This window comes from Microcoleus sp. D3_18a_C4 (assembly GCF_036702415.1).
Lineage (GTDB): Bacteria > Cyanobacteriota > Cyanobacteriia > Cyanobacteriales > Microcoleaceae > Microcoleus.
The window spans coordinates 26,762-45,031 of the sequence record NZ_JAUBTI010000052.1 but is presented as its reverse complement, the minus strand read 5'-3'; the positions used below and the strand labels follow the sequence as shown (position 1 = coordinate 45,031).

The following is an 18,270-nucleotide window of genomic DNA, read 5'->3' as shown; positions in this document are numbered from 1 at the left end:
CGTCCCCGCTCGCGTATTGTACAATACGCGAGCGGGGACGCTCGCACTGTAAATGCAAAACTGAGATGCTCCCCAATTTCCCCCCACACACGATCGAACAATTTACCGCGTCAACCCTAAGTCAAGAACGAATTAGGGTCATAGCCGCGCGGAATTTGGCTCAAAGCAGTCCAAGTTTCTTGATTGACAATCCCGTCAGCCTCAATCCCAAAGCTTTTTTGAAATGCGCGAACAGCTTTGTCCGTCAAAGTAGAAAAGTCGCCGTCAACTTTACCGCCATAATGCTGGGAAAGTTTGAGAACTTCCTGAACAGTAGCAACTGCTTTTCCAGAACTGCCCAATCTGAGTACCGGCATATTAACTGGAGCTTCAGTATAAAGCGCCTGCCAAGTGAGCGGCCCGACAATGCCGTCGGGCGACAAGAAAACCCGAAACTGAAACAGCTTCACAGAAAATTCAACGGTTTTGTTAAAAATTCCTTTAGCAGGCTGCCGGTAAAGGTGCAACTTGGTTAGCAGTTGTTCGAGTTCCAATACCGCTTTACCTTGAGAACCTAATTGTAGTTGTGGCTTTTTGGCCATAGGTTGAGTAGATTTCATCTGGCTTGTAGGTGACATAATCGATTTTCCTACCCTCTAGGTTTGAGTCTTCTTCTGGAAACAAACTTTTTCCGGGCGAAACATTTGCATCCTCAACTTTTCAGGAATCAACACTGGCGTCGGCAGTGCCTCAACAGATTCGCTCGACTTTTACCATGTCACGGCTTGTGGACAGGAGACTTATACCATTTTAGATTTTAGATTTTAGATTTTAGATTGGGCAAGACTGATGACTATCGGGGTTTGCAGCTTGCCTACAGTTGCATTCTTTTTTTAAACTGATATTAATTTTCGGCAGCCTCCCTAGGTATTCTGTCGCCAAACCGGGTTTAAGACGGCAAGCGCATCCTGAATCAGCTTTAATACTTTCGATTTTAAAGCTGAACACCGCTCCCGCCACATCACCTTTAAGAGTGATTAGTTAACTATTATCACTTGAGTCTAAACAGTGGGAATAGTAAAGTGAAATTCACTCCCTCTATCTTTTCCTGCGGAATCTACCCAAATTTTACCGCCCCAGCCGGCAACAATCTGTTTGCAAATTGCCAATCCCAAACCGGTACCGCCGGCGCTGCGGCGCAAAGCTCCTTCTTCTTGATAAAATCGATCGAACACTACTTTTAAACTGTTCGCCTCTATTCCCCTCCCCGTATCGGCTACGAGCACTTCCACCATCCGAGAACCGTTGCATTTGGCTCTTATGGTCACGCTTCCTTGAGGTGTGGTGAATTTGCAAGCGTTGTCTAGCAGTTTGGAGAGAACCTCCACCAACCACTCTCCGTCAGCTTGCACTAAAGGCAATTCTGCGGACACTTCGGCGATAATTTCCGGTAACTGTCGATCGAGTCCGCAACGCGATCGCACGCTGCTGAGGGCTAAATCAACACATTCTTGCAGCGTCAGCGATTCTACATTCCATTGAACTCGCCCGCTTTCTAAGTGAGAAAGAGTTAAGAAATCCTGCACGAGTTTCCGCATTCGATCGGCATCACCGAGGGCAGTTTCTAACATAATTTGCCGCAATTCGGCTGGCATATCTGGTTCCGAGTTCAAACTTTCCAAACAAACTTGAATCGTAGAAAGTGGAGTGCGAAGTTCGTGTCCGGTGATGGCAATTAGATTGCTGCGAGTGCGGTCTAATGCTTCTAATTGTTGGTTGAGTTCTTCTAAATGAGCGTAGGTTTCTGCTTGAATTAAGGCTGCTCCTAGTTGGGTGGCGATCGCCTCTACTAAAGCAATTTCGTCTTCTTCCCAAGCCAAAGTCGATCGGCACTGGTGCATTTCCACCATTCCCAAAACCCGCCCCTGATAAAGCACTGGCACCATTAACCAAGAGACAATTTGCCCATTTTTTACAGTTTTTTCCAGGAATTTTCTATTGACAATTAGCGGGTGTTGTGCTGTGTCTTGGATGTAAACTCGCTCTTGCCGCGCCACCGCGTCGATCCATATTTGATTTTCCTGCAACAGCCAAGTCTGATCCAGCATGGAACTAGCGCCGGGAGCCAAAAACTCGCGATCGATTTTGACCGCCACATCTGTGGCCTTGCACCGATAAATCAAACATCGGCTTGCTGACAGGACAGTGCCGAGTTCTTGAACTGCAACTTCGACGATTTCTTGTGGGTTGAGAGACTGCCGCATTGCCGTTGTAATTAAGTTTACCAGGCGTTCTTTGCGTTCCTGGGCGGCGATGGCGGCGTATGCTTTGAGCAGTTTGTGCTGGCCTGCTTGCAAGTAGGTGACTAAGCGTTCGGTAAAAGCATCGCTCAATTTTGGATTGGGAATTTTTGAGCTTTTTGCCGTACTTTTGTCGGGTTTGGCGGCTTTGGAAGCGGCGGATTTCCTCGTTTTTTTCGGTGTTTTGAGCTTGTAAGTAGTTCGGGCTCGATCGATCTTTTCGGCCAATTCCGGGCGATAGTTGACTATTCTATCGAGCAACAATGCGGCCGCTTTGGAGCTTACCTCGCGATCGAACGTCCAAATTCCTTCAAATCTGCGAGCTTGATCCATCACCAGCGGCCCGCTATCGTCCTGGTTGTCGATCGGCACAATTTTTTCTTGACAAATCAGGCAAGTTGAGTAGTTTTGCCCCAGCACCACTAAGTGCCACTCTTTACTTAATCCGTCCTCCGGTTCAAACGCCACAGTTTCGTGACACTCCGAAGAATTTTTAAACTCAGTTTCCGGTGCTGCTAGCACGTATACCTGAGAGGATCGTGAGGCAATTCGCCGGTAGCGGTGAGCTTCCTGGCGGTAGAAGCGCTCTCGCTGAAAGCTGGCAATCACTAGGGGTTCGTCGTCGGAACCCGCCAAAACTAAGTCTTCCATAGCGTGAGACAGGGCTGTCATGGAAGATTTGAAATAAATTTGTGCCCGCAGTTGGGGCAAAGCTTGCAGAAGTTCTGCCAGTAGCGAAATAGGGACGATCATCTAGCTTTAAACGTGCATTTTTGCCGATGACAAAACAGGATCGATAGGAGCTTTAGAGCGCTCCTTCTTCAGTATCTGATAGATTTACAGCACTTGTTGACACTCTCCGCCCTATAAGCGCGAAGATTCTTAACTCGTAGGGAGTCCAACGACTTTGCCCTCATTAAGCATCTTGACGGTATGTCCTACCGCTGCAAGTCCTCGTCGTAGAACTACTTGGGCTGCGGCAACATCTCTATCAGTTGTATACCCGCAGCTATTACATTTGTGGATACGTTCTGACAAATCTTTTTTACCTGTCTCCACTCCACAGTTAGGGCAAATTTGACTTGTTTTTCTAGAGTCAACTTCCCTGAAAAAGACTCCACGCTTAAAACAACACTGTTTCAGAATATTGAAGAATTGTCCCCAAGCCGCATCTAGGCAGTGCTTGGCTAACATTCCCGCAGCTAGAGCTTTGCAATTTAAGTCTTCAACAAATATCATTCCTGCCTGATTGCAAAGCAAGTGAGCAGTACGCCAATGAAAGTTCTTGCGGGTGTTGCTTATATGTTCATGGAGTTTTGCCACTTTCGTTTGAGCTTTACGCCAATTATTTGACCCAAGTTTCTTTCTGTTGACTCTTTGTTGCAGCAATTTAAGCTTGCGTTGAAGGTCTACAAAAAACCTCGGTCTTGGTAGTGTTAGCCCAGATGATGTAGCGAGAAAACTGATTAATCCTACGTCGATTCCTACTGCTTCTCCTGATGGTGTTGCTTGAGGTACAGATACGCCCCATTGCAAACTAAGCATCACGTACCAACCGCTAGATCGTTTAACAATTCGAGCTTGTTTCACCAAGGCATCACCAGGTATCTCCCTTGATTGTCGGAACTTAACCCAACCTATTTTAGGTAGGTTAATCATCCCGTTTTTCAAAGGCGATTTCCCCAGTTGTGGAAAAACAAAAGATTTACAGCGACCAGACTTCTTGTACCGAGGAAAGCCAAAGTTTCTCTCCCACATTGAAACAAAAGCTTGTTCTAACCGTTTAAGTGTTTGTTGTAGAACTTGCGATTGAACTACCCTCAAAGCGGGGATTTTTTCTTTTGCTGCTGTTAAACTTTTGCACTGAGAAGCATAAGTAGGACGCTTAGCATCAGCAGGAATAATGTACTCGGAATGTAGGGAACAAGCATTAACCAGGCAACTACGAGACTTATACCAAGCCTTCCGTTCAGCAAGTGCGTAGTTATACACCCGCCGACACTGTTCTAGCCAGTCTTCAAACAGTGAAACTTGGCTGACGGTAGGTTTGAGCTTAAACTCGTAGGTTAGAGAAAACACTTGTAGTACCTCCTTGTCTCAGTATTGTACCATACTGTTACAAAGGGACAACACGATTGATAAGAAAAAAGCCGCCCTAGAAGGGCAGGGCTTTAAACCCATTTTCTCGGTAAGTAAAGTACAAAGAAATCGGTTTCGCTCTCCAGGAGTATCCCGGTGTTCGCCCCAATTCGCTCCGCCGTGCCCGCCCCGATTCCTAGTTTCCCTGTACTTGAGTGTCAAACTATCCTCGCTCTATTGGATATCAGTGCCATAATTATCGCTTTTTGGCGATCGATCTGGTTAATCGGTAATTAAACTTTAAAAAAGCGCAAATAATTAGCCATTAGTTAAAAACTAACGACCAATTATTTTGACGACTGATCCCAAGAAACCCGGTTTTTACCCACCATCTATGAATAAACCGGGCTTCGGACACCTACCGTGTAAGTCCTATATTTTTTTGAGGCATCGCCCCTGAGTATAAATGCTGCGGCTGTGGTTGTATCAGGCTAGTTCGCCCCCTTCGTCGCTGCCGCCCGGAGATGATTTGTAGAGAGCATCTAATTGTTCGCGGGCGTCTTGGACAGTCAGCGAACGCATCACTAACAGCGGTTCATTGACAACATTTCCGTGTTCGTCTAAAAGTTCTGGATGCGGTACAGATTGAGAGCGAGGATAGGATGCGTAGGGATTATTTGCCCTGAACTGTTGAGGGCGCTGGGACTCCATACCAACGGTGACGAGACTGCGGATTAAGTTACCGACTGCCAGAAAAGCAAGAACGGTAAAAGCTAAAATATAAAGCAGGTGCAACATTATCTTCTCCTCCGGGCTAAACAGCCACACAGCAATTTACAAAAGTGTTTCAGCAAGTATTGACACTCCCGGCCGTAAACGCGGGGATTCTTGGTTCACTGACATACCTTTAAACTATTCATCCCTTCGGCAATATTTAAACCAAAAACCCGTCCAATTGAACGAAGCTTCGAGCCTAATTTGAATAGTCCCAGAGGGCTTGTCTCCCCAAGCGTTAAGGGTTCATTCCCTTTGTTCCCGTATGCCCTTGGCGTACATCTAACTACTAAGATTTTGAGTTTTCTGGTATGGGTGCGCGATGGCTACCCTAGCTATGTTTTTGTGGTTTTCGCCACCCACGAGACATTATTGTTTCTCAAGCGGGTCATTTTGGGGTTGGTTATCCATTCGATGCTCGCGGTTATTCTACCTGTATCTCTTTGTAGTATAGGGTACTATTTGGGAAACTTTTAGAACTTTTTGGAAATAAAGCCTTCCTAAAAGGACGGGCTTTTAAACCCAATTTTCTGATAACTTATTAACTGGAAATCTGTTTGAGGTGGTCAAGTGGGCCGCCACATTTCCCAAGATTGGGGATTTGACTGCAAATTTAACTTGAACTCGCTTCCTTATTTTCCAGGGGGAGCTGACTGCAATGAGCGAAAGCGCGCCGATACTTGCCAGCATTCGGCGAGCAGTCTGTGCCACGGCATCAGTGCTGCTGTTTCAATCCCAACTTGACCTCCGGTTGCTTGAAATAGAGCTTTAGCCGCGCCTACTTCTTGCTGAGCCTGTTTGACTCGCGCCAGCAAGTCAGATTGATCTTCGTCGCCCAGAAAGGGAATTTCTTCAGTTTCTAAGAGTTTTGCCGATCGGTCGAACCAGTAATTGAAATCCTCTAAGAGCGGTTCCAGTAACGCTTTGAGCAATTCTGGCTCGGGCAAGTTGGAATTAGGCATGGATCAAAATTGGGTTATTTATCTATTATAGTCTTAGACGGTCTTTACAAATTGTAACATATTTTTAATAAAAATTCAAGGGTTTCACAACAATTAGTAGGTGGGTGTGAATAAATTTAATGGTGTCAGCAGCGATTTTTGAGTCGAAATCCCCAAATTGTGCAATATCGGCTCAGACTCGCTAGCAATAGCCCATAGCAGAAGGAAGTTCGGCAAGGGATTCGCTTTCTTCGGATGTAACTCACATCTTGCACCATTCTCAATTACTTCTTTAGGAACAGGCAAGATGCCTGTTCCACAAGAAAACTCATTCTTTGTGGAACGGGCATCTTGCCCGTTCTTGACAATGGTGCAACATCTGAGATGTAACGGATGTAACGGATGAAAGGAAGAAGAAAGAAAAAAACTATGCCCAATGCCCAATGCCCCATGCCCCATACCCAGAATGACCTAATTTCCCAGGGTGTCCCCCAACCTGAAGTCGGCGCTTGCTGTCCCAATCTGAGTAAGATAGAAGCAACTGCAACTAAATTAATTGCTAATTCAGCCGATGTCTAGCTCAGAATCCATGTCCGCTCCAGAAGAGTCCGTTAAAATTGAGTTGCCCCGCACGAGTGAGTCGGAATCACTAAAAAAAATTCGCCACACCACCTCCCACGTTATGGCGATGGCGGTGCAGAAGTTATTTCCCAAGGCGCAAGTGACCATTGGCCCTTGGATTGAAAACGGTTTCTATTATGACTTTGACACTCCCGAACCTTTTACGGAACAGGATTTAAAAGCCATTAAAAAAGAGATGATCAAAATCATCAACCGTAAATTGCCTGTAATTCGGGAAGAAGTCAGCCGCGAGGAAGCGGAACGCAGAATTAAGGAGATTAACGAACCTTACAAATTAGAAATTTTAGAAGGTTTGATAGAACCGATTACTCTTTACCATGTGGGCGAGGAATGGTGGGATTTGTGCGCCGGGCCTCACTTAGATAATACCAGTGAGTTGAATCCAAAGGCGATCGAGCTAGAAAGCCTAGCAGGCGCGTACTGGCGCGGCGACGAAACCAAAGCTCAGTTACAGCGCATTTACGGTACTGCTTGGGAAACTCCCGAACAGCTAGCAGCATACAAACACCGCAAAGAAGAAGCATTAAGGCGCGATCACCGCAAATTAGGCAAAGAATTAGGCTTATTTATCTTTGCCGATGCAGTTGGGCCGGGTTTGCCTTTGTGGACGCCGAAAGGCACTGTTTTGAGAAGTATTTTAGAAGATTACTTGAAACAAGAACAAATCAAGCGGGGCTATTTGCAAGTAGTGACTCCGCACATTGCCAGAGTCGATTTGTTCAAAATTTCTGGACATTGGCAGAAATACAAAGAAGATATGTTTCCGCTGATGGCGGAGGATGAGGAAGCGGCAGCAAACGAACAGGGTTTTGTGATGAAACCCATGAATTGCCCTTTTCACATTCAAATTTACAAAAGCGAATTGCGTTCCTATCGCGAATTGCCGATGCGGTTGGCAGAATTCGGCACAGTTTACCGCTACGAACAATCGGGAGAATTGGGCGGTTTAACGCGGGTGCGCGGCTTTACGGTGGATGATTCCCACTTATTTGTCACGCCGGAACAGTTGGATGCTGAATTCTTGAATGTGGTGGATTTGATTCTGTCAGTATTCAAGAGTCTGCAACTGAAAAACTTTAAGGCGCGTTTGAGTTTCCGCGATCCGAACAATTTAGAGAAATACATCGGTTCTGATGAAGCTTGGGAAAAGGCTCAAGGTGCAATCCGCCGCGCGGTGGAAACTTTGGGAATGAATTATTTTGAGGGAATTGGGGAGGCGGCTTTTTACGGGCCGAAACTCGATTTCATTTTCCAAGATGTTTTGGATAGAGAATGGCAATTAGGAACTGTTCAGGTAGATTACAATTTGCCAGAACGTTTTGATTTGGAATACGTCGCTGAAGACGGTATTCGCAAGCGTCCGGTGATGATTCACCGCGCTCCTTTCGGTTCTTTGGAACGTTTGATCGGGATTTTGATCGAGCAGTATGCGGGCGATTTTCCGCTGTGGTTGGCGCCAATTCAGGTGCGGTTGTTGCCTGTCAGCGCGGAGTTTTTGCCGTTTGCGAAGGAAGTGGCGGCGAAGATGAAGGCGCTAAATATTCGCGCTGAAGCTGATGAGGATAGCGAGCGTTTGGGCAAGTTGATTCGCAATGCTGAGAAGGATAAAATTCCGGTGATGGGTGTTGTGGGTGCGAAGGAAGTTGAGGCGAATAGTTTGAATATTCGGACTCGGGCTTCTGGGGAGTTGGGGGCGATTTCGGTTGATGAAGTGATTCGCAGGTTGCAGGGGGCTATTAGTAGTTATGGCAATTTTTAGGTCATTTTAATCGCAGAGGCACGCGGATTAACGCAGATGATATGTTGATATTGTCTGCGTTTTTTTTATTGAGCTGCTAAAATAGTAGTGGTAAACGGGAAGTACGCTCATGCCTAATCCATTTCCGGGGATGAATCCTTATTTAGAACATCCTGATTTTTGGCCAGAAGTCCATCATTTACTGATTAGTGTGATTAAGGAGTCGTTAACTCCGCAATTGCGCCCGAAATACCGCGTCGCTATTGAAAAGCGAATTTACGAAATCAAAGGTGAAAATTCTCTATTAGTAGCGATTCCTGATGTCTCTATCCAACAGAAACGCCTTCCCGCAAGTGCGATCGCATCTAATGCTGTCGCCGTCGCTTCCCGAACTGTGCAGCCTTTAAAAGTGAGAATCCCAGTGTCGGAAGAATTTAGGGAAGGATATTTAGAAGTAATCGATATGACAACCAAGGAAGTTGTCACGGTTCTTGAAGTGCTTTCGCCTGCAAATAAACGCCGGGGGGAAGGTAGAGAAAAGTATGACAATAAGCGAAATAAAATATTTGATAGCAGTACCCATTTAGTCGAAATAGACTTGTTGCGTGGTGGGGAACCTTTGCCAGTTTTCGGACATTCCCATAAAAGCGACTGCCGCGTTTTAGTCAGCCGCAGCAATCAACGCCCGATCGCAGATTTATACTTATTTAACCTTCCCGATACAATTCCTGCATTTCCCTTGCCTTTGCGTCCCGAAGATGTAGAGCCGGTTCTGGATTTACAGGCGCTGATTAATCAAGTATACGATCGCGCAGGTTATGATTTTGAAATTGATTACACAGCCGATGCAGTGCCCCCGCTGTCAGAAACGGATGCTGTTTGGGCCGATTCTCTGTTGCGGGACAGAGGGTTAAGGGGATAATAGAAGTAGGTAAATTAACCGGAGCTAGATTAATGCCTAATCCGTTTCCAGGGATGAATCCTTATTTAGAACATCCTGATTTTTGGCCTCAAGTACATCACTTGCTAATTAGTAGCATTTTTGAATCATTAGTGCCGCAGTTGCTGCCAAAATATATCGTCGATATTGAAAAAAGAGTTTATGAGCTTAGCGGGGACAATTCCCTATTAGTGGGGATTCCTGATGTCACTGTGCAACGTTCTCCTAGTCCAACCAACCCTACTTCTTCTAATGTTGCAGTTGCCGCACCGCCTGTGAAAGCTTTGAAAGTAAGACTGCCAGTACCTGTGGAATTTAGGGAAGCATATTTAGAGGTACGAGATACAGCAACTAGGGAAGTTGTGACAGTGATTGAAGTGCTGTCACCAGCCAATAAGCGCACTGGCAAAGGGCGAGAAATGTATGAAGCAAAGCGAGAAAAGGTGTTTGGTAGTCGCACTCATATGGTTGAAATTGACTTGCTGCGAAGTTACCAACCTCTACCAGTTTTTGGTAACGATATTGAGGCAAGTTATCGAATTTTAGTGAGTCGCGGAAATCAAAGGCCTTTGGCGGATTTGTACCTTTTCAATTTACCCGATATGATTCCTCAGTTTCCCCTGCCTTTGCGCGCGGGTGATGCGGAACCAATTGTAGATTTACAAGGGTTATTAAATGGGGTTTACGATCGCGCCGCCTATGACTTTAGAATAGATTACACCGCCGCACCAGTTCCCCCACTGTCCGAAACTGATGCTGTTTGGGCCGATTCTCTGTTGGAGGAGAGAGGATTGAAAGGGCGATCGCAAATAACAACCGATATTTAAGCGCCTAACCGCTTTTTCAAAACCTCCAAAAAATGAACAGACCAATATTCAAGAAATCGGCTTTTCAGAGGTTTGATGAATTTATCCCAAGGATTGAGGTCAACAATATAATAACCGATTTTGATGCCAATCGGCTCTAAATGTTTGCCTTCTATTTCCTGGCTCAATAAAGGCAATTTTCTATTACTTAGCTGTTGTATGAGCCAAAGTACATCGCTGTTTTTTTGTTCTTCGGGACTTTTGTTGATATCTTTGATAGAACCAGCAATATCATCTAGCTCGAAAGAAATTATTGCAGTCAAATTAAACAGAGAACTATTAGCAATAAAGCATTGAGTTTGTTCTCTGGTTGGTAGCACTCCTAAGCGGAATTTGTCTAACAATTGTGCTAGCGATCGCACTGGAATAGCGCTCTCTGTATTGCTGATATCAGGAGCAATTAATAAGGACGGCTGGCCTTTAATTGAAGGTCGGTCGATGCCCAGATTTTCGATTAACCTTTGAATCCGTTCGTAGTCAGGGCGATCGCAGAATTTCTCCACAATATTTGGATACCGATCGTCGCTTAAAAATTCTAAAAGAGCAATGTACTTGCATCCCAGACTGTGACCCACCCAAAAATAACTCGATGGTTCTTGATAAATTTCGCTTTCATAGCCTAATCTTTGAGCAATCTCGGTCAGTTCGGTTCTCAGTATCTCCTGTTCTTTTAATAACCCAATAGCGATCGGCCAGTGACGAAAAGTAAATCTAAATGGCAAAGCAACTACGGTATAACCTTCTTCAAACAACTGCTGTAAAAAATATCGATAAAACAAAGTTGGCAAACTACCAAAAAAAGTTCCACCAATAAATTGAACAACACCTTTGGGCTGCGGATGAACAGCAACCCAACTAAAAGAAACAGGCTGAAATTTAAATGAGTTCGACATTTGAATAAAGCTCAGTGAGTGTATAAGTGGGGGTAATTAAACGTAAGTAAACGTAAAGTGGGCATTGCCCACCCTACAGTTACTTACCATTTAACAGTTCTAGCCGCGAGACATTCTGACAGGAATATCGAATTTATCCATCACTGTATTTAGCTCTTTCAAATTGACATCATTGGCATCGAGTTGGGCCAGCAGTTGCACGAGCATTTGAGCTTTTTCTGAATTGTCTGCTTCCAAAGTAGCCAAGTCCAAATTACCGTTGCGTAACTCTTCCAAAATTGGGCCAACAATTGGTAAATCGATGATAATTGGTTTACCTGGTTCAGGCGTAATCTCGTTCAAGCCTTTTCCACTGGCGATCGCTAATGTGTAATTAATTTGATCGAAGTCGGGTAAAGTTGGATTTTCGGATGGGAAATCGTTTGGCAAGAAAGTACCGCGAATTTCGGGATTCAATAACACCTTGACTGGTTTCTTGCTTTGGGGTTGAGGCTTTGGAAAGATGGAGCGCGCTGGCACAAATAGCGAGACATAGCCGCGCACTTCCAACAAACCTGGAGTCAGAGTTTTTGGCAGAATGGGCAACAATTGAACAGATGCAGTTTTGTGAGCGGGTATTGTGAAAAATGCGCGATATACCTTCGGTTTCCCTGGCTGCTGAGTCAGAGGTACCTCGATGTTAGTGCCTTCCACGTCAACAACTAAGAAAGCGTTGTTGAGCAAGATTTTATTAGGATTTGCCGGCACGGGTAAGCTGATGGTAAACTCAATCCGATATCGCAAGTCGATCGCTTCGAGATTGGAGATGGTGAGAAAGTATCCCTGAACGATTCGACGAGCCACTGGGATGAGTTGTGGAGGGATGCCCATCACAGGTGCGATCGGTGCGGCGAGGATTTCAAAGGTGGAAACTTCCATGTTTTTGTGCGAGTAATTTAACTTTTAGCTTGGGTTATTTAGCCGGAAAATTTTGTTTCTGTTTTTCCGTGGCTATATCTATGAATAACTGCCCGTCGCGGTTGGTTAACAGTCGCTTTTTCTGGTGACACTCATTTGAGTTAACTCAAGTGAGTGTCGCTTGATTGTGCGACTTGACAATCTAAAAATTTTTGTTAAAGCGCACAGGAACACGGATCGGGAATTTAATTTATCCCTGTGTATCTGAAGATGAAAAGAAAATATCGAATTGATAATCAGGGCGATCGCACATTCATCTGTTGGTATAATCCCCCTTTAATGGGCCCGGGGCGATCGAAAAGCTAAAAAATCCTACACAAAACGTTACATATTTGTTAACATCGGGACGAGCCTGTCCTCAACAGTCCCTCTCTTAACCTTTTAAACTAACCGTTATGAGTCAACCTCCCTCAGCAATTCCCGCCTCAGAAGAGTCCGCCGAAACCCCGGCTGCACCGACAAACAATGCACCTCCACCGAGTTATGTCAAGCTGGCGATGCGGAACATGGTTCGCAAGCGGGCGACTTCTCTGTTTCATTTTGCCTTGACAGCGATCGGACTTTTAGGCGTACTCGTCGGTTTGGCTTTTCTCGATCGATATTTCAATTCTTAATCGCGGATTCAAACAATCAGCCTCTAATTTCTGCTGATGTTTTTCATCTTTCTTAATCGGGAGTTAAGCTGATTGTTCTGCCTGCCTGTTGCAATCTCTAAAAGATTACTGTATCTTTCCAGCAACAGCAAAATCCCCTGCCGTTCGATCGCGCAATTGGAATTTGTAAAAAAATTGAATATATCCCTTGACAGGAGAGCAAAAAGATGTTAATTGAGGTGAACGTCGAGGACTGTTACGGGCTAGCCCAGCAGTCAGCCGACGCTTCCAACCTCGCTGAGAGTGCAGCCAGCGGGGAGATTTGGGCCGAAACCTGGGAAAATTGGTTTAGCGTTTGGCTGGAAAACCAGGCGGCGGATGTGCCAGTTGCCCCGGGCTACGAAGTCAGTCTGCGTTTAACCGCCGATAGGGAGATGCAAGCCCTCAACCTCCAGTACCGCCAGCAAGATCGACCGACCGATGTACTAGCTTTCGCAGCTTTAGAGGTAGACTGTCCTCAGCTAGAGGAAATGCAGTCATCTGAACCCCTATACTTGGGTGATATCGTCATCTCGATCGATACAGCTAACCGACAAGCCCAGCAGCAAGGACATCCCCTGAAAACCGAACTAGCTTGGCTGGCAGCCCACGGTTTTCTGCATCTTTTGGGCTGGGATCACCCGGATGAAGAAAGTCTGACTCAAATGCTCGATCGACAAGAAACTTTGCTGCGGGCGATCGGTCTTACGATCCAAACAGCATAACTTAAGTTGATGGTTACTTAACAAATCATGTCAAGCCCAACATAACTTTCTGAAATTAAACCAAAACTTTAGTAAAAACTTAGAAAAGTTACCTAGACTTGATGTAGTTAATTTGAAAAGTTTAGCTTTCATTCATCTCTGTAAATTAAAGTTGGTTCTTTATGACACTAGATAGACCCTCAATTTCATCACAAATCGCACAGTTTCTGCCCATGCCTCAAGACTCTTCTAGCCAGACAGTCCACGAGTCTAAAAAAGCCTTGAAATACAACCGAGATCTGTCCTGGAAAATCGCATCTAGCTTAGCTACGAGTTTTAGATACGCTTGGGGGGGTCTGAGTTATGCTTTTGAAACTCAGCGCAATTTTCGGATTCACACTGTTATTGGCACTTTGGCGATCGGACTCGGCCTATTTTTACAACTGAAACCTGTAGAAATATCTGTGATCGGCGTCACCATTGGCATAGTTTTAGCAATGGAACTGTTGAATACGGCGATCGAATCGGTGGTAGACTTGACAGTCGGGCAATCTTACCACGAACTAGCCAAAATTGCCAAAGACTGCGGGGCCGGAGCGGTTCTGGTATCGGCAATGGCTGCTACGATCGTCGGTGCTGCACTTCTGCTTCCTCCTTTGTGGGCAGTCGTTCAAATTGCGATCGCCCGTCAGTAACTTATTGGCCTCAGCAAATTTTAGGTTTTAGATGACCAATGGGAGGTTTTTAGTTTTATTCGTCTATATTGCAACTATTTTTATCTGGGGCATCTATCTAAAATCTTAAAACCCTTGCTTTCAGGGAGCGAGTTAACCTAAAATCTAAAATCTCAAACCTAAAATCCAACTTAACCCGTGATTATAGTAATCGATAACTACGACAGTTTTACATACAATTTGGTACAGTATCTAGGAGAACTCGGTGCCCAGTTGCCGGTAGCCCGCGAAGTGCAAGTCTACCGCAACGACCAAATTTCCTTAGCAGAAATTAGGCAATTGCAGCCTGCTGCAGTGGTGATTTCTCCAGGCCCGGGGCGGCCGGAAGATGCGGGAATTTCTCTGGAATTAATCAAAGAGTTGGGGCCGACTCTACCAATTTTAGGCGTGTGCCTCGGACATCAAAGTATCGGTCAAGTATTCGGTGGCAAAATTGTTTCTGCACCCGTGTTGATGCACGGCAAAACTTCTCAGGTAGAACACGCAGGAACCGGAGTTTTTAAGGGCGTGGAATCGCCGATGATTGCAACTCGCTATCACAGTTTGGTAATTGAAAAGCAGAGTTGTCCAGAAGTTTTGGAAATTACGGCTTGGGTTGAAGACGGAACGATTATGGGCGTGCGACACCGGGAATATCCGCACATTGAAGGTGTGCAGTTTCACCCGGAAAGTATTTTGACGACTTCGGGGAAGCAATTATTGCGAAATTTCTTAGAAAGACTTTAGTTGAATTTCTCTGAATTTGTAGGGTTCGCTCTTATAGCACCTTACCGTGAGAGTAGGGTACACATTTTCGCACCTGAACCGCCCCAAAAAGGATACAAGCCCCCCACTCCTGTCGTGGTGAACCCCAAATTTTACACTCCTGTTCGAGATTCCAGATTCAATGCTGCAAGTAAATCTAAAATCTAAAATCTAAAATCTAAAATCGACTGACGGTGTTTTGTGGTATAACAACAAACGACCAACACCCGATAACCGCAACCACAAGGTCAGGAACTCAGGGAATCAACGCCACTGAGCTTGTAAGAAATTGCAAGCTGTTCTGACCAGACCCCTCTTTACAGAGGAGACGTTATTTAGGTCATGACACCGGAGAATGCGACGCTAGTTTTCCGCTCTGTCATCTGCAATTAAACAGTTTTAAAGTCACTGAAACAGTGTTGCAGGTCTAACAAGCCTTTATAACCAGGTCGAAGCGAACATTACCCCGAAAGGGAGGCTCCATAAGAGCAAACATTATGCGTACAGAGTTGCAAGGTTTGAGGCAGTAACTGTCCTGCCGAAAGTGCATTACAAAAGTACACTCCTGTCCAGCAACTCCAAGGCGGTAATGGATACAGAAAGATTCAAGGCGATTGAAATCGCCGTGTCCTTTCCCTCTCAGGTCTTTCATACCCTGAGTTTCCCACTTACCGAGTGTTTTTGATGAAACGGCGACAATTAATACGTTACGCACAGACGGGTTTGCTAGCAGCTTTCTCCACTGGTTTGCCATCTGGATGGGAAAGCTATCAAGCTCAAACTACTAATTCCTTGTCGATTCAGTGGTTGGGCCACACTTGCTTCTTGTTCACCGGTGGCGGTGCGAGGGTGCTGGTGAATCCTTTTCGCCCCCTGGGCTGTACCGCAGGCTATCGCCCTCCTAAAGTGCCAACAGATTTGATTCTGATTAGCAGTCGGTTGCTCGATGAAGGGGCGATCGACGGATTTGCGGGCAATCCCGGCCTTTTGTACGAACCGGGGTCTTACAGGTCTAACGGGCTGCGGATTCAAGGGATTCGTACCCAAAAAGACCGTGAGGGAGGACGGCGATTTGGGGTCAATGTGGCTTGGCTGTGGCAGCAAGCGGGCGTTAAGATTTTACACTTGGGCGGAGTTGCTGGCCCGATCGGCATTGAAGAACAAATCTTGATCGGGCGGCCCGATGTAGTGCTGATTCCCGTGGGCGGCGGGCCGAAAGCTTACACTCCGGCGGAAGCGAAGCAAACTTTGCAACTTCTCAAACCAAAGATGGTGATTCCGACACATTTCAAAACCCAAGCCGCCGATGCTGCTGCGTGCGATTTGGTGCCGCTAGATGAATTCTTGGCGCTGATGGATGGTACGCCGGTGCGCCGATTGAATAATGACACGATTTCGATCAAATCTGCTGACTTACCTCAAACTGGTTCGGTGATTGAGGTTTTGAGTTACAGATTTAGCGGTTGATGCCAGATTTCTTAGGTTGCGTTATATTAAGGAAGTTTTGGTCGATCGGGGATCGAAGAGAATTTTCTCTCTACCTTAGCCTCTGGCAACCTTGCTTTTTGTCGAGATTTGGCTAACATAACAATTCATGTTCACTGTTTGATCTCATAAGGAAATGCAAGCGAAATGAAAAATCAAAATTTACCTAGCTGGATGAAACAACTCACAGGTTTCGCAGGAATAATCGGCGCTAGCGCGTTGATTGGTTTCCCGGCTTGGGCTCACATCACCTCCAACACCAATGTTGCTAATGCAACTCAAACTCAACAAGTTGCAGGAAATGTGAAAACCGCTGCTTCACAGGCACCAACTGGCGTTTCACAGGCACCAACTGGCGCTTCACCGGCACCAACTTCCGCTACTAAGGATATTGTTGCTATTGCATCTGGCGACGCTCAATTCAAGACACTGACGAAGGCTTTGGGATCTGCAGGTTTGGTTACAACTTTACAAGGAAAAGGCCCTTTCACTGTTTTTGCACCGACAGACGCGGCATTTGCTGCTTTGCCAAAAGGAACTGTGGAGGATTTGCTCAAACCGGCAAACAAAGCCAAACTTACTAAGATTTTAACTTACCACGTTGTTCCTGGTTCGGTTTTATCTACTAGCCTGAAATCCGGCGATGTTAAAAGTGTCGAAGGCAGTTCGCTGAAGGTGGGAGTTAACGCAGGCAAAGTTACTGTCAGCGGCGCTAATGTTGTGAAAGCTGATATCAAAGCTAGCAACGGCGTTATTCACGTAATTGACAAGGTTTTGATGCCCCCTGATGCGAAGTAAGACTAGCGGTTTTTGCATCAATTGATGTCAGATTCGGTTAAATGAAAGCGAAATAAGGACACAACAATGTTGTGTCCTTATTTGTATGGCCCGCAATTCAGAATTAATATAGATAAAGCTTTAGCTAGCTGCGGGTACTTACAAAAATGGCTGCCAACCCTTACCTTGATGGCCAAAATCGAAGATTTCGGGATGGAGAATTTCTGCTAAAATTTCTAACGAATCAACCAATCTCGGCCCCGGCCGATTAAAGTAAGAATTGCCGTCAGTTATGTAAACTTTTCCGGTTTTTACTGCTTGCAAATTAGCCCATTCTGCGTATTTAGTTATGTGCAGTGCTTCGTTGCGAGTGCGGTTTAAATCAAAGCCACAAGGCATGAAAATAATTACATCGGGATTAGCTTCTACTAGCGATTCCCATTTTAACCAAGGGGAATGTTCCCCGACAATTCCAAACAGCGAATTGCCTCCCGCCATTGCCACTAATTCGGGAATCCAGTTACCCGCAGCCATCAAAGGTTCAATCCACTCGATGCAAGCTACTTTGGGTTTAACGGTTAATGTTTTGGTTTTTAAGATAATAGCATCGATGCGGGATTGCAAAAGGTCGATCGCACTTTTGCCATTTACACCCAAAGCATCAGCAACTCGCTGAATATCCGTCCAGATTTCTGCTAGCAGATTCGGCTGCAAAGAAATAATTTCCGGCTTGCTATTTACCAGAGTGCTTACCGCTTGTTCAACCTCTGTCAGAGAACAAGCGCAGACTTCACATTGAGCTTGAGTAATAATGTGAGTCGGCTGCAATTGTTCCAAAGTATCTATTTCTACTTTATACACACTCAGCGCATTTTGCAACAATTCTGTCACGCGGTTGTGAATTTCGCTGCTAGTTCCTTCGGGATTGAATTTAGGCTGAGTGCAAACAGGTAAATTTTGGATTTCTGGGGGATAGTCGCATTCGTGGGAACGGCCCACAATTGCATCGGTTAATCCTAAAAGTGCTACAATTTCGGTGGCACTGGGAATTAGAGAGACTATTCTTGGTTGGTTCATTGGTTTTC

At 45.5% G+C, this 18,270-nt stretch carries 19 protein-coding genes; 10 read left to right on the top strand and 9 right to left on the bottom strand.

Going from position 1 to position 18,270, the window contains the following annotated elements; genetic code table 11:
- Positions 1-116: 116 nt before the first annotated feature.
- The 6 genes from QUB16_RS21005 to QUB16_RS20980 all read right to left on the bottom strand — a co-directional run bounded on the left by QUB16_RS21005 (position 117) and on the right by QUB16_RS20980 (position 6,379).
- A complete protein-coding gene (locus QUB16_RS21005) occupies positions 117-617 on the bottom strand; it encodes a peptidoglycan-binding protein (RefSeq protein ID WP_333319047.1) in 501 nt (166 codons plus the stop codon).
- Between the two features lie 423 nt (positions 618-1,040).
- Positions 1,041-3,032 (bottom strand): DICT sensory domain-containing protein, encoded by a 1,992-nt coding sequence (locus tag QUB16_RS21000; protein ID WP_333319046.1) that lies wholly within the window; start codon positions 3,030-3,032, stop codon positions 1,041-1,043.
- A gap of 129 nt (positions 3,033-3,161) precedes the next feature.
- Entirely contained in the window at positions 3,162-4,358 is a 1,197-nt protein-coding gene (locus QUB16_RS20995; protein ID WP_333319044.1) for a transposase, read from the bottom strand.
- A gap of 486 nt (positions 4,359-4,844) precedes the next feature.
- Positions 4,845-5,156, bottom strand: coding sequence for a DUF2973 domain-containing protein (locus tag QUB16_RS20990; RefSeq protein WP_333106625.1), 312 nt, complete (start codon positions 5,154-5,156; stop codon positions 4,845-4,847).
- Between the two features lie 608 nt (positions 5,157-5,764).
- A complete protein-coding gene (locus QUB16_RS20985) occupies positions 5,765-6,094 on the bottom strand; it encodes a DUF2605 domain-containing protein (RefSeq protein ID WP_333319042.1) in 330 nt (109 codons plus the stop codon).
- Between the two features lie 93 nt (positions 6,095-6,187).
- Entirely contained in the window at positions 6,188-6,379 is a 192-nt protein-coding gene (locus QUB16_RS20980) for a hypothetical protein (protein ID WP_333319040.1), read from the bottom strand.
- A gap of 123 nt (positions 6,380-6,502) precedes the next feature.
- On the opposite strand from QUB16_RS20980, the gene QUB16_RS20975 reads away from it, so the two are divergent.
- From QUB16_RS20975 to QUB16_RS20960, 4 genes are all read left to right on the top strand, one after another.
- Positions 6,503-6,652, top strand: a complete 150-nt coding sequence (locus tag QUB16_RS20975) for a hypothetical protein (protein WP_333319039.1) — start codon at positions 6,503-6,505, stop codon at positions 6,650-6,652.
- Complete coding sequence (gene thrS / locus QUB16_RS20970; protein WP_333319037.1) at positions 6,645-8,474, top strand: threonine--tRNA ligase; 1,830 nt, start codon at positions 6,645-6,647, stop codon at positions 8,472-8,474. The genes QUB16_RS20975 and thrS overlap by 8 nt, the downstream gene beginning before the upstream one ends.
- Positions 8,475-8,583: 109 nt before the next feature.
- On the top strand, positions 8,584-9,375 hold the full coding sequence (locus QUB16_RS20965; RefSeq protein WP_333106636.1) for a DUF4058 family protein: 792 nt from the start codon (positions 8,584-8,586) through the stop codon (positions 9,373-9,375).
- Positions 9,376-9,407: 32 nt separating this feature from the next.
- Positions 9,408-10,220: a DUF4058 family protein gene (locus QUB16_RS20960; RefSeq protein ID WP_333319035.1), complete on the top strand. Its 813-nt coding sequence runs from the start codon at positions 9,408-9,410 to the stop codon at positions 10,218-10,220.
- On the opposite strand, the gene QUB16_RS20955 is transcribed toward QUB16_RS20960, so the two are convergent.
- Together QUB16_RS20955 and QUB16_RS20950 are read right to left on the bottom strand one after the other, a co-directional pair.
- Positions 10,217-11,152 (bottom strand): DUF1350 family protein, encoded by a 936-nt coding sequence (locus QUB16_RS20955; protein WP_333319033.1) that lies wholly within the window; start codon positions 11,150-11,152, stop codon positions 10,217-10,219. The two genes, QUB16_RS20960 and QUB16_RS20955, sit on opposite strands and share 4 nt — an antisense overlap.
- Before the next feature lie 99 nt (positions 11,153-11,251).
- A complete protein-coding gene (locus tag QUB16_RS20950) occupies positions 11,252-12,070 on the bottom strand; it encodes a hypothetical protein (RefSeq protein WP_333138388.1) in 819 nt (272 codons plus the stop codon).
- 434 nt (positions 12,071-12,504) lie between these two features.
- Here QUB16_RS20950 and QUB16_RS20945 point away from each other — a divergent pair, with 434 nt between their 5' ends.
- The 6 genes from QUB16_RS20945 (at position 12,505) to QUB16_RS20920 (ending at position 17,206) form a co-directional block, all read left to right on the top strand.
- The gene (locus QUB16_RS20945; protein WP_333300442.1) at positions 12,505-12,723 is read left to right on the top strand and encodes a DUF3285 domain-containing protein; all 219 of its coding nucleotides are present in this window, start codon (positions 12,505-12,507) and stop codon (positions 12,721-12,723) included.
- Positions 12,724-12,929: 206 nt separating this feature from the next.
- Positions 12,930-13,466, top strand: a complete 537-nt coding sequence (gene ybeY / locus QUB16_RS20940) for an rRNA maturation RNase YbeY (RefSeq protein WP_333319031.1) — start codon at positions 12,930-12,932, stop codon at positions 13,464-13,466.
- Positions 13,467-13,627: 161 nt separating this feature from the next.
- Entirely contained in the window at positions 13,628-14,140 is a 513-nt protein-coding gene (locus tag QUB16_RS20935) for a diacylglycerol kinase family protein (RefSeq protein ID WP_333319029.1), read from the top strand.
- 177 nt (positions 14,141-14,317) lie between these two features.
- Complete coding sequence (locus QUB16_RS20930) at positions 14,318-14,905, top strand: aminodeoxychorismate/anthranilate synthase component II (RefSeq protein WP_333103343.1); 588 nt, start codon at positions 14,318-14,320, stop codon at positions 14,903-14,905.
- Positions 14,906-15,607: 702 nt separating this feature from the next.
- Complete coding sequence (locus tag QUB16_RS20925; protein ID WP_333319027.1) at positions 15,608-16,390, top strand: MBL fold metallo-hydrolase; 783 nt, start codon at positions 15,608-15,610, stop codon at positions 16,388-16,390.
- Positions 16,391-16,555: 165 nt separating this feature from the next.
- Positions 16,556-17,206 carry a fasciclin domain-containing protein gene (locus tag QUB16_RS20920; protein WP_333319025.1) on the top strand — a complete coding sequence of 217 codons (651 nt, stop codon included), beginning with the start codon at positions 16,556-16,558 and terminating at the stop codon, positions 17,204-17,206.
- 138 nt (positions 17,207-17,344) lie between these two features.
- Here the strand turns inward: QUB16_RS20920 and QUB16_RS20915 are convergent, their stop codons facing one another.
- Positions 17,345-18,262: a cobalamin-binding protein gene (locus QUB16_RS20915; protein WP_333319024.1), complete on the bottom strand. Its 918-nt coding sequence runs from the start codon at positions 18,260-18,262 to the stop codon at positions 17,345-17,347.
- Positions 18,263-18,270: the final 8 nt, after the last annotated feature.

Coding starts and splice junctions, on each gene's coding strand:
- QUB16_RS20965 (WP_333106636.1), top strand. CDS start 8,584: ATGCCTAATCCATTTCCGGGGATGAATCCTTATTTAGAACATCCTGAT.
- QUB16_RS21000 (WP_333319046.1), bottom strand. CDS start 3,032: ATGATCGTCCCTATTTCGCTACTGGCAGAACTTCTGCAAGCTTTGCCC.
- QUB16_RS20985 (WP_333319042.1), bottom strand. CDS start 6,094: ATGCCTAATTCCAACTTGCCCGAGCCAGAATTGCTCAAAGCGTTACTG.
- QUB16_RS20920 (WP_333319025.1), top strand. CDS start 16,556: ATGAAAAATCAAAATTTACCTAGCTGGATGAAACAACTCACAGGTTTC.
- thrS (WP_333319037.1), top strand. CDS start 6,645: ATGTCTAGCTCAGAATCCATGTCCGCTCCAGAAGAGTCCGTTAAAATT.
- QUB16_RS20990 (WP_333106625.1), bottom strand. CDS start 5,156: ATGTTGCACCTGCTTTATATTTTAGCTTTTACCGTTCTTGCTTTTCTG.
- QUB16_RS20945 (WP_333300442.1), top strand. CDS start 12,505: ATGAGTCAACCTCCCTCAGCAATTCCCGCCTCAGAAGAGTCCGCCGAA.
- QUB16_RS20950 (WP_333138388.1), bottom strand. CDS start 12,070: ATGGAAGTTTCCACCTTTGAAATCCTCGCCGCACCGATCGCACCTGTG.
- QUB16_RS20935 (WP_333319029.1), top strand. CDS start 13,628: ATGACACTAGATAGACCCTCAATTTCATCACAAATCGCACAGTTTCTG.
- QUB16_RS20975 (WP_333319039.1), top strand. CDS start 6,503: ATGCCCAATGCCCAATGCCCCATGCCCCATACCCAGAATGACCTAATT.
- QUB16_RS20915 (WP_333319024.1), bottom strand. CDS start 18,262: ATGAACCAACCAAGAATAGTCTCTCTAATTCCCAGTGCCACCGAAATT.
- QUB16_RS21005 (WP_333319047.1), bottom strand. CDS start 617: ATGTCACCTACAAGCCAGATGAAATCTACTCAACCTATGGCCAAAAAG.
- QUB16_RS20955 (WP_333319033.1), bottom strand. CDS start 11,152: ATGTCGAACTCATTTAAATTTCAGCCTGTTTCTTTTAGTTGGGTTGCT.
- ybeY (WP_333319031.1), top strand. CDS start 12,930: ATGTTAATTGAGGTGAACGTCGAGGACTGTTACGGGCTAGCCCAGCAG.
- QUB16_RS20960 (WP_333319035.1), top strand. CDS start 9,408: ATGCCTAATCCGTTTCCAGGGATGAATCCTTATTTAGAACATCCTGAT.
- QUB16_RS20925 (WP_333319027.1), top strand. CDS start 15,608: ATGAAACGGCGACAATTAATACGTTACGCACAGACGGGTTTGCTAGCA.